This is a genomic window from Mycobacterium colombiense (assembly GCF_003284975.1).
GTDB lineage: Bacteria > Actinomycetota > Actinomycetes > Mycobacteriales > Mycobacteriaceae > Mycobacterium > Mycobacterium europaeum_A.
On sequence record NZ_QMEU01000136.1, the window covers coordinates 1 to 9,946 of the forward strand.

Here is a 9,946-nt window from a genome sequence, read left to right on the forward strand (position 1 = left end):
CTGCGGTGGACTGTCCAGGCCCGGCCGGATGCTGGCCGCATACAGTTGGCTGGCCAGCGCGGCAAGCTCCGCAGCGCTGATAGGCAGGTCGCTTTCGGCGTCTACCGCTCGGTACTCACTTGTACTCATGGAACTGGTCCACGGCGACGTCCTCGAGCACGGCGAGCGCGTCGTCGGTCAAAACAGCCAGGGACGTGTACAGGGTGACCAGGTAGGTCGCGATCGCCGACTGGTTGATGCCGGTGAAGCGCACCGACAGACCCGGCGCCTGCTCCCCGACCAGGCCGGGCTGGAACAGGCCGACCACGCCCTGACGCTCCTCACCGGTGCGCACCAGGATGAATTTGGTCTTGCCGTCCTCCACCGGGACCTTGTCCGACGGGATCAGCGGAATGCCGCGCCAGGTGATGAACTGCGCACCGAACAGGCTCACCACTGGCGGCGGCACGCCCCGGTAGGTTGCTTCGCGGCCGAATGCGGCGATACCCAGCGGGTGGGTGAGGAAGAAGCTGGGCGTCTTCCATACCTTGGTGATCAGCGCGTCGAGGTCATCGGGCGCGGGGGCACCGGCGAGCGTCTGGATGGTCTGCTCCGGCGTGGCCTGCGCGAGCAACCCGTACTCGGGGCTGTTGATCAGTTCGAACTCTTGACGTTCCTTGATCGTCTCGATGGTCAGCCGCAGCTGCTGAGCGATCTGGTCGTGCGGGCTCGAGTACAGGTCGGACACCCGGGTGTGAATGTCGACCAGGGTCGAGATGCTGCGCAGCGTGTATTCGCGCGGGCTGGTCTCGTAGTCGACATATGTCTCGGGCAGCGGTTCGTCGGTGCCGGCGCCGGCCTCGGTCTTGATCGCGACCTGCTCGGGGTTGACCACCCGGTTCACCCGGTAGATGCCGGCCTCCACCGGGACCCAGCCGAGCAGGTGCAGCAGCCAGCGCGGTGTGATCGTCGAAAGCTGGGGGACGGTCTTGGTCGCGTTGGCCAGTTGCCGGGCTGCGAGGTCGCCAAGTGTCTGAGACTCATTTTGAGCCGACGTCATCGTGATCCTTTCGTGCGTGGACTGCGGCCGGGATCTCCGCGGATCTATCGTCCCCCAACAGAAGCGGGTCCGCGCGCCGAGCCTAGGCAAGTGTAGGGGCAGGCCAGAAGAGTTTGAGCCCGGCTGAGCGAAACGGGCCGAGCAGTGCCGATGCCCTATAGTGGGGACATGCAACACCCCGCACAGTCGTGCTTTGTCCCGTCGCGCTGCGTCGGCGTGGACTGTTGTTGCTGTTGTTGCTGTTGATTTCCTGAGCCCTCTGACGCTGTAGAAATCCCCGCGCTGGCCCATTTCCGGGCGGTACCGCCGGGTCTGCCCGGTGCCGTGAAGGCGCGGGCCAACCGAAGCCTTTCAGGAAGACCAGCAACCCATGACCATATTGTCCGAGCCCAATCGTGCCCTGGCGCCGGTGGCGACCCGCCGGCGTTCGGTGGTCCGCCCGGCCACCGCGCTCAACCGCATGACCCGCTATCGGGGCGGAACCTATTCCCACACCGTCGACCGGGTCGTGTTCACCGACGGCAGCTGGGCGCGCACCGACCTGATCAGGCTCAACCCGAACGTGCACGCCTACTCGCTGGATTTCACCGGCATCGCGCCGCAGCACCCGTCGCGCTACCGCGTCGACACCTGGGCTGCCCTGCCCCATCTGCGGGCGTCCAGCCACGAAGCCTCGGTCGCCTGGATCGTGCGGAACTCCTTTCCGATGCGCTCCATCGCCGAACTGAGCCGACAGGTGCGTGAGGCGGGTTATCCGCTCGGATCGGCCAACATCAACGAGCACGAGGCAATCGCCGCGACCCAGGCCGCGATCTGGTTTTTCACCAACGGCCTGGCGCTGGACACCCGCCCGCTCAACGTGCCCGTCGCCGTTCACCGCTCACCCGGGCCGGTGATCACCTTCGAGTTCGACGGCGCGCCTCAGCTCGGCGGCTACTCGGTGTGGGCCGCCTCCAACGGGGGCGTCACAGTACGGCTGCAGAAGTCGGCCAACGGCGTTGACTGGCAGGACGTTTCGGGATCCGAACTGGCCGTGGGCCCCGGCCGGGGCCGCCACCAACGCACGTTGGGCGAGGGCAGCACACTGTCGTCAAGCAGCCATGGCCGCGGCGGGCGCGGGTACCGCTACTACCGGCTGGTCGCACACTCCGATGCCGATGTCCCCCGCATCGAGCACGTCAGCTTCCGGCTCACCGGTGCGCGCCACTACCGCAACGCCGACAAGGTCGTGCACCTGTACAACTACCTGCTCGCGCAGGCGCGAAAGTTCGCTCACCAGGCCGACGAAGCCCTGCTGGTCGACCAGCACGCCGCCGCGGATTCGGGCATCGTCGGGCCGTTCCAGGTGCGAATCCCGCTGATACTCAGCGCCACCGGCGGTCACGAGCTGGTGGACGCCGACGGCTTCGCGTTCGGCGACATGATCCACCCCGGCACGGATTTCTACATACGCCAGGCGCCGGGCACCTCGGGAATAACGCTCACCGCGAAAACGGTTGGCGATCTGCATGGACGCGTGCTCACCGGGGTGGCGCTGGACGAAGCGTCGCAACGCTTTACCCCTGTAGCGCTAGCCATCCCCACCGAGATGAACATAGAGTTCGATATTAGCTGGCAGGCGGATGAGGCCTGGTCCTACGTCGTTGGAGACAAAAGATAGATGAGCATCGCGGAGAACGTCACGGAATTGATCGGTAACACCCCGCTGGTCCGGCTGAACCGGGTCACCGAGGGTGCGGTCGCCGACGTCGTCGCCAAGCTGGAATTCTTCAACCCGGGAAACAGTGTCAAGGACCGCATCGGGGTCGCGATGATCGACGCGGCCGAGCAGGCGGGCCTGATCAAACCGGACACCATCATTCTCGAGCCCACCAGCGGCAACACCGGCATCGCCCTGGCGCTGGTGGCCGCGGCGCGCGGCTACCGTTGCGTGCTGACCATGCCGGAGACCATGAGCGTCGAGCGGCGAATGTTGTTGCGCGCCTTGGGAGCCGAGATCGTCTTGACCCCGGGATCCGACGGCATGCCGGGCGCCATCGCCAAGGCCGAGGAGCTTGCCAAGAGCGACCAACGCTATTTCGTGCCACAGCAGTTCGAGAACAAGGCCAATCCCGCGATCCACCGCAAGACCACCGCGGAAGAGGTGTGGCGCGACACCGATGGCAAGGTCGACATCTTCGTCGCCGGGGTGGGCACCGGCGGAACCATCACCGGTGTGGCCCAGGTGATCAAGGAGCGCAAGCCCTCGGCGCAGTTCATCGCCGTCGAACCGGCCGCCTCGCCGGTGCTGTCCGGCGGACAGAAAGGGCCGCACCCGATCCAGGGCCTGGGCGCCGGGTTCGTCCCGCCCGTGCTCGCGCTGGATCTGGTCGACGAGGTCATCACGGTCGGCAACGAGGAGTCCATCACCCTGGCCCGGCGGCTGGCCGCGGAGGAGGGCCTGTTGGTGGGCATCTCCTCGGGGGCGGCGGTGGTAGCCGCCCTGCAGGTGGCCCGCCGGCCCGAGAACGCCGGGAAGCTCGTCGTCGTGGTGCTGCCCGACTTCGGCGAGCGGTACCTGAGCACGCCGCTGTTCTCCGACCTGGCCGATTAGTCATGCTCGAAGCCATCCGTCGTGACATCCGAGCGGCCAGGGAACGCGATCCGGCCGTTCCCACCACGCTGCAGGTGATCCTCGCCTACCCGGGCGTGCACGCCATCTGGGGCCACCGGATCAACCACTGGCTGTGGAACCGCGGCGCAAGGCTGGCCGCGCGCATCACCGCCGAAATCACCCGGATCCTGACCGGCGTCGAGATCCACCCGGGCGCCGTGCTCGGCCCCGGTCTTTTCATCGACCACGCCACCGGGGTGGTGATCGGAGAGACGGCCGAGGTGGGTGAGGACGTGACCATCTATCACGGTGTCACCCTCGGCGGCAGCGGCAGAGACACCGGCAAACGTCATCCCACCATCGGTGATCGGGTGACCATCGGCGCCGGGGCGAAGGTCCTGGGCGCCATCAAGATCGGCGACGACAGCCGCATCGGCGCCAACGCCGTGGTGGTCAAAGAGGTTCCGTCCAGCTCGGTGGTCGTCGGCGTCCCCGGACAGGTCATCAGCCGCAGCCGTCCCGGCAGCCCGGACGACTCGATGATGCCCGACCTCGTCGGAGTCAGCCTGCAGTCGCTGCTGACCCGGGTGACCAAACTCGAAGCCCGCGCGGACGGCGCCCAGAGCAATCACGTCATCCGGCCGCCCGAAGCCGGCGTGTGGCACGGCGAGGACTTCTCCATCTGAAAGACGGTGGCGTTCAGAGCAAGACGCCGTGATCGCCCGTATTCGCCACGCTGCACCGAACCCGCATCGCCGCGTTCCGCCGGGCTGAACTCGGCGAAGTATTACTCAGCCTGAACTTAACCCGGTTTTGGAATGCAGCGCCGTCGGCAGCGTTGCACAGTGGGTTATGACCACGATGCGCGACGCCGAACCGACGGGGATCACCGGGGACCGACCATGACCGAGTTGCATCTGGCGGTGGGGCTGGACGGCTACGGCTGGCATCCCCACGCGTGGCGATACGCGTTCGCGCACAACGCGACCGGTGGCGGGCAACTGAGCGGCCGCTATTGGGCAGCCCTGGCGGGCACCGCCGAGCGCGGACTGCTGGATTTCCTGACCATCGACGACAGCCTGGACGCGCAACCCGGCCGCACCGCCGACATCTCGCCGCGGCGCCTGGCGGGACGCGCGGACGCCACGCTGGTCGCCGCCCGCATCGCCCCGGCCACCCGACACATCGGCCTGATCCCGGTGGCGACCGTTACCCATACCGAACCGTTCCACATCTCGAAAGCCATTGCGACGCTTGACCATATCTCCCACGGTCGGGCGGGATGGCAGGTGCGGGTGAGCCCGACGGCGCACGAAGCCGCCCTGTTCGGCCGACGGGCCGCCCCCCACGGCGACGACCTGTTCGGCGAGGCCGCCGACGCGGTGGAGGTGGTGCGCCGGCTCTGGGACAGCTGGGAGGACGACGCGGTCATCCGCGATGTGGCGACCGGCCGCTACATTGACCGCGACAAACTGCACTACATCGACTTCGTCGGCGAGCGCTTCTCGGTCAAAGGGCCCTCGATCACCCCGCGCCCACCTCAGGGCCAGCCGGTGGTGGCCGCACTTGCCCACGCGCCGCGGGTCTACGAATTCGCCGCCGCCAGCGCCGACCTGGTCTTCATCACCCCGCACGACGCGGGCTCGCTGCGGGCGATCCTGGCCGATGTGGGCCACGCGCGGCGGGCCGCCGGCCGGGAGCTCAAAGTCTATGCGGACCTCGTGGTGTCGCTGGTCGACGATCCACTGGCACCCGCGGCGGCCATCTCGTCCGATGCACACGGATTCGTCGGCAGCACAACCGATTTGGCGGATCTCCTGCTCGCCTGGCAGGACGTCGGGGTCGACGGGGTGCGACTGCGCCCCGCGGTCAACGCCCTCGACCTGCCCGCCATCGTCGATGACCTGGTGCCGCGCCTGCAGCGTGCCGGCCGGTTCCGCACCGGCTACCGCGCCGGCGAGACACTGCGCGACCGCCTCGGGCTGGCGACCGCACCGAACCGCTACGCGACGGCGCCGTCATGAGCATCACTCCCCTGTCGATCCTCGACCTCGCGCCCATCAGCGCCGGCAGCGACGCCGCGACGGCACTGCGCAACACCATCGATCTGGCCCAGCACGCCGAGCGCTGGGGCTACCGGCGCTACTGGCTGGCCGAGCACCACTTCGTCGCGGTCGCCAGCTCCTCGCCGGTGACGCTGATCGGCCAGATCGCCGCGGCCACCGAGCGAATCCACGTCGGGTCGGCCGCCGTGCAGATCGGCCACACGACGGCGCTCGCCGTGGTGGAAAGCTTCGGCATCCTCGACGCGCTCTACCCTGGCCGCATCGACATGGGGCTGGGCCGGTCCGGGCAGCGGCGCAAGGAGGCCGCCACGGCGCCACCCCCGGTCCACTCCGAGCGTGCGCCCACGCCGTGGCGCGAGGTCGACGGGCTGGTCATCCCCGCACCCTTCGACCAGACACCGCTGATGAAAAGCGAGCGGATCCGGGCGCAGGCCTCCGCGCTGGCGCAACCGTGCGCACAACCCCCCGACTTCGCCGACCAACTGGCCGACATCGAAGCGCTGCTGGCGGGCACCTACAGCGTCGATGGCCATGACCTACATGCCGTTCCCGGCGAGCGCGGTCAGTTGACGCCGTGGATCTTCGGGAGTACCAAGGGGCAAAGTGCCGAGGTCGCCGGCGCCCGTGGCCTCCCGTTCGTCGCGAGCTACCACATCACCCCCGGGACGGCGCTTGAGGCAATCACCGCCTACCGCAACGCCTTCCGCCCGTCCGCGCGGCTATCGGAGCCCTACGTGGTGGTGTCCGCCGACGTCGTGGTCGCCGAGGACAGCGCCACCGCGCGCCACCTCGCGTCCGGTTACGGCCGGTGGGTGTATTCCATCCGCAGCGGCCACGGCGCCATCCCGTACCCCGACCCCGATTTCTGCGAGCCCTTGACCGAGGACCAGCAGGCGCTGGTGGCTGACCGCACCGCAACACAATTCGTCGGCAACCCCGACGAGGTCGCCGACCGCCTCGAGCTGCTGAGCCGGGTGACCGGCGCCGACGAACTGGTGATCACCTCCGTCACCCACCGCCACGTCGACCGGCTGCGCTCGCATGAACTGATCGCCAAACGATGGGGACTGACCGGATGAGCGTTCGAGAAGCACGACACCGCAAGCAGATTCATCTGGGCGCCCACTTCCCCGGGGTGAACAACACCACGGTGTGGTCGGATCCGAGCGCGGGAAGCCAGATCGCGTTCGAGTCGTTTGTGCACCTTGCCGAGAGCGCCGAGCGGGGACTGTTCGACTTCTTCTTTCTGGCCGAAGGCCTGCGGCTGCGTGAGCATCGCGGCAAGATCCACGACCTCGACGTGGTCGGACGGCCCGACACCTTCACCGTGCTGGCCGCGCTCGCCGGGGTCACCGACAGGCTCGGCCTGGCCGGCACCATCAACACCACGTTCAACGAACCCTACGAGGTGGCAAGGCAATTCGCGACGCTGGACCACCTGTCCGACGGGCGGTCGGCCTGGAACATGGTCACCTCCTCCGACGCATTCACCGGGGAGAACTTCCGCCGCGGCGGGTTCCTCGCCCACGCCGACCGTTACCACCGGGCCGAGGAGTTCATCACGGTCGCGCGGCGGTTCTGGGACAGCTGGGCGCCCGATGCCGTCGTCGCCGACGTCGACGCCGGGATCTATGCCGACCCGGCCCGCATCGGCGTCGTCGAGCACCACGGTCCGCAATTCGACGTCCGCGGCGTGGCCTCCCTGCCGGCCGGGCCGCAGGGCCACCCGGTGCTGCTGCAGGCCGGTGACTCCGACGACGGCCGTGACTTCGGCGCCAGGCACGCCGACGCCCTGTTCACATTGCACGGGTCGCTCGAGGCGGGTCAGCGTTACTACAGCGACGTGAAGAGCCGCGCCGCGGCCTATGGGCGCGACCCCGACCAGCTCAAGGTCCTGCCCGGCGCGACGTTCGCACTGGGAGACACCCCCGAAGAGGCGCAGGACAACGCCCGCCACATCCGGGAGCAGCAGGTCAGCGGCCCGACCGCGATCGCTTTCCTCGAACAGGTGTGGGGCGTGGACCTGTCGGCCTACGACCCCGACGGGCCCCTGCCCGACGTCGATCCCGTCGAGAACCCGAACATCACCCGCGGGCGGGTCCGGCACGGTGACCCCAAGACGGTCGCCCAGACCTGGCGCGCCCGGGCGGAAGCCGAGAACCTGTCGATCCGCGAGCTGATCATCGAGGTGACCAGCCGCCAGCAATTCGTCGGGACGCCGGCGCAGGTCGCCGCGGAGATCGATCGCTACGTGCAGTCCGATGCCTGCGACGGCTTCATCCTGGTGCCGCACCTGACGCCGCACGGCCTCGACGAATTCGTCGACAAGGTGGTGCCGCTGCTGCAGGAGCGCGGTAGCTTCCGCAGCGAATACCGCGGCCGCACGTTGCGCGACCACCTCGGCTTGTCACCCACGCCGGGCCGGACCGGGCACCCGACCGGCGTCGAGCGCTTCGAAAGTCGGCGCGCCACAGGCTGATCCGTCGACGGGTCACAGTAGATTCACGATTCGCGGCGTGCCACCGGGGTGGCGCGTCGACCGCCGCATCCGCCGACAGACCGCCCAAGGAGACCTCCGTTGACCGCAGATCACGCCCGTCAGAAAGTCGCGATCATCACCGGCGCCTCCCAGGGCATGGGTGCCGCCCTGGTCGACGCCTACCGCGAACTCGGCTTCGCGGTGGTGGCCAATTCGCGATCGATCGCCGCCGGCGCTGACGCCGAGGTGGCGGCCGTCGCCGGTGACGTGGCCGATCCCGCGACGGCCGACCGCATCGTCGCGACGGCGCTGGACCGGTTCGGCCGGGTGGACACGCTGATCAACAATGCGGGCGTGTTCGTGCCCAAGCCGTTCACCGAGTACACGCCGGCCGACTACGAGTTGGTGACCGGCGTGAACCTGACCGGCTTTTTTCACATCACCCAGCGCGTCATTGCCCAGCTGCTGAGGCAAGGCGGGGGCGGCCACGTGGTCAACATGACCACCTCGCTGCTCGAGCAGGCCAACTCCGGGGTGCCGGCGGGATTGACCGCGCTGACCAAGGGTGGCCTGGCGGCGGTGACCAAATCGCTGGCCATCGAATACGCCCGCAACGGGATCCGCGTCAACGCCATCTCGCCGGGCAACATCGCCACGCCGATGCACGCCGACGACGACACGACCGCGCTGGCCGCCATGCATCCGCTGGGCCGGATGGGCACCATCGCCGACATCATCGAGGGGATTCGCTACCTGGAGGGCGCGTCGTTCGTTACCGGCGAGACGCTGCACATCGACGGCGGCCAGAGCGCCGGCCACTGAGACGTTCAGAGAAGTGCTCCCCCGCCTGGACTCGAACCAGGAACCCTTCGGTTAACAGCCGAATGCTCTGCCAATTGAGCTACAGGGGACTAACCCGATCGCGGGACGACTCTAGCGTACTGGCGCGACCGCACCCAACTAGCGTGGACCACCCTCGGGCAGCCCATGAACGGGGATCGACCGCGCGGGCGTCCCGGCCGGTGAGGCAGGATGGACCCATCGATAGTCGGGAGGAAAGTTTTGATCCGGTATGTCGTGGTGCTTGGGCTGGGTTACGTGCTGGGTTCGAAGGCCGGGCGTCGCCGATACGAGCAGCTCGTCGGCACCTATCGCGCACTGACCAGCAGCCCGGTGGCCAAGTCGATGATCGAAGGGGGGCGGCGCAAGATCGCGAATCGGATCTCGCCCGACGCCGGTTTTGTCACCCTGACCGAGATCGACGACCAGACGGCCATCATGGAACGCGACGTCGAGGGCTCGGCCGACGACGTGCTGACGCCGTCTAATCGTCGCCGCTAGCCTGCTCCAGCAGGCTGCGCCGGTAGGACTCCATCGCCACCAGGTCCCCGAACAGGGCGTGGTACTCGTCGCCCTGCTCGATCGGGGACATCCGCTGCAGCTTCGACTTCACCTCGGCGATCTGGCGGCCCATCCACACCTCTTGCAGCCGGGCCAGCACACCGCCGATGTAGCGCGGCAGCTTCTCCTCGTCGACCGCGATGGCCTCCACCCCCAACTCGCTGGCCAGGCCAGCGGTCAGCGGCGAGGACGCCTGCTCACGCACCGCCTCGATCCACTGCGCGCCGGTGATCCCGCTCGAGGTGCCCCCCGCGGTCTCGATGGCCGCGCGGATGGCCGCGTATCCGGGATGGGTGAAGCTCTCGACCGTCAGCGTGTCGAACACCGGCCCGGCGAACGCCGGATACTGCAGGGCCGCCTTGAGCGCC

The 9,946-nt window shown here is 68.3% G+C and carries 9 protein-coding genes, 1 tRNA gene and 1 pseudogene; 8 read left to right on the forward strand and 3 right to left on the reverse strand.

The window, feature by feature from the left end:
• Nucleotides 1–115: 115 nt before the first annotated feature.
• Nucleotides 116–1,039, reverse strand: a complete 924-nt coding sequence (locus DQP58_RS24110) for a family 2A encapsulin nanocompartment shell protein (RefSeq protein ID WP_112710649.1) — start codon at nucleotides 1,037–1,039, stop codon at nucleotides 116–118.
• 370 nt (nucleotides 1,040–1,409) lie between these two features.
• On the opposite strand from DQP58_RS24110, the gene DQP58_RS24115 reads away from it, so the two are divergent.
• From DQP58_RS24115 to DQP58_RS24145, 7 genes are all read left to right on the forward strand, one after another.
• Nucleotides 1,410–2,699 carry a thioester domain-containing protein gene (locus tag DQP58_RS24115; RefSeq protein WP_112710650.1) on the forward strand — a complete coding sequence of 430 codons (1,290 nt, stop codon included), beginning with the start codon at nucleotides 1,410–1,412 and terminating at the stop codon, nucleotides 2,697–2,699.
• On the forward strand, nucleotides 2,700–3,632 hold the full coding sequence (cysK, locus tag DQP58_RS24120; RefSeq protein ID WP_112710651.1) for a cysteine synthase A: 933 nt from the start codon (nucleotides 2,700–2,702) through the stop codon (nucleotides 3,630–3,632). It abuts the gene before it with no gap.
• A gap of 2 nt (nucleotides 3,633–3,634) precedes the next feature.
• Nucleotides 3,635–4,318: a serine O-acetyltransferase gene (gene cysE / locus DQP58_RS24125; RefSeq protein WP_112710652.1), complete on the forward strand. Its 684-nt coding sequence runs from the start codon at nucleotides 3,635–3,637 to the stop codon at nucleotides 4,316–4,318.
• A 216-nt stretch (nucleotides 4,319–4,534) separates the two neighbouring features.
• On the forward strand, nucleotides 4,535–5,656 hold the full coding sequence (locus DQP58_RS24130) for an LLM class flavin-dependent oxidoreductase (protein WP_112710653.1): 1,122 nt from the start codon (nucleotides 4,535–4,537) through the stop codon (nucleotides 5,654–5,656).
• Complete coding sequence (locus DQP58_RS24135) at nucleotides 5,653–6,777, forward strand: LLM class flavin-dependent oxidoreductase (RefSeq protein ID WP_112710654.1); 1,125 nt, start codon at nucleotides 5,653–5,655, stop codon at nucleotides 6,775–6,777. Before DQP58_RS24130 ends, DQP58_RS24135 begins: the two co-directional genes overlap by 4 nt.
• The gene (locus DQP58_RS24140; protein ID WP_112710655.1) at nucleotides 6,774–8,177 is read left to right on the forward strand and encodes an NtaA/DmoA family FMN-dependent monooxygenase; all 1,404 of its coding nucleotides are present in this window, start codon (nucleotides 6,774–6,776) and stop codon (nucleotides 8,175–8,177) included. The genes DQP58_RS24135 and DQP58_RS24140 overlap by 4 nt, the downstream gene beginning before the upstream one ends.
• Nucleotides 8,178–8,276: 99 nt before the next feature.
• Nucleotides 8,277–8,999, forward strand: coding sequence for an SDR family NAD(P)-dependent oxidoreductase (locus DQP58_RS24145; protein ID WP_255362081.1), 723 nt, complete (start codon nucleotides 8,277–8,279; stop codon nucleotides 8,997–8,999).
• 16 nt (nucleotides 9,000–9,015) lie between these two features.
• Here DQP58_RS24145 and DQP58_RS24150 read toward each other — a convergent pair.
• Nucleotides 9,016–9,088: transfer RNA gene (locus DQP58_RS24150), tRNA-Asn, on the reverse strand.
• Between the two features lie 151 nt (nucleotides 9,089–9,239).
• On the opposite strand from DQP58_RS24150, the gene DQP58_RS24155 reads away from it, so the two are divergent.
• Nucleotides 9,240–9,518, forward strand: coding sequence for a hypothetical protein (locus DQP58_RS24155; RefSeq protein ID WP_112635267.1), 279 nt, complete (start codon nucleotides 9,240–9,242; stop codon nucleotides 9,516–9,518).
• Here the strand turns inward: DQP58_RS24155 and DQP58_RS24160 are convergent.
• Nucleotides 9,502–9,946 (reverse strand): annotated as a pseudogene (locus DQP58_RS24160) (DNA primase); the annotation flags it as partial. The gene DQP58_RS24155 and the pseudogene DQP58_RS24160 sit on opposite strands and share 17 nt — an antisense overlap.